The sequence below is a fragment of the Vibrio aquaticus genome (assembly GCF_003970385.1).
GTDB classification, from domain to species: Bacteria; Pseudomonadota; Gammaproteobacteria; order Enterobacterales; family Vibrionaceae; genus Vibrio; species Vibrio aquaticus.
Window position 1 is genome coordinate 1 of record NZ_RXZH01000195.1, and the last position, 370, is coordinate 370.

Consider the following 370-nt stretch of genomic DNA (forward strand, 5'->3'; position numbering starts at 1 on the left):
TATCGAAGCGGAGAACATCAACGACTGCTACGACCACTGGATGATATGGGCGCAGATAGCACATGCAGACGTAACCAATATTCGAATTGAAGAACTGAAAGAACACCAAGCCGCCTGATGGCGGTTTTTTCTTGCGTGTAATTGCGGAGACTTTGCGATGTACTTGACACTTCAGGAGTGGAACGCACGCCAGCGACGTCCAAGAAGCCTTGAAACAGTTCGTCGATGGGTTCGGGAATGCAGGATATTCCCACCTCCGGTTAAGGATGGAAGAGAGTATCTGTTCCACGAATCAGCGGTAAAGGTTGACTTAAATCGACCAGTAACAGGTGGCCTTTTGAAGAGGATCAGAAATGGGAAGAAGGCGAAG

At 48.6% G+C, this 370-nt stretch carries 1 protein-coding gene; it reads left to right on the forward strand.

What is annotated here, in order from left to right:
* Window positions 1-157: 157 nt before the first annotated feature.
* Window positions 158-370 (forward strand): excisionase (locus EJ063_RS20755; RefSeq protein WP_126576090.1); only part of this gene is annotated, 213 nt, incomplete at its 3' end.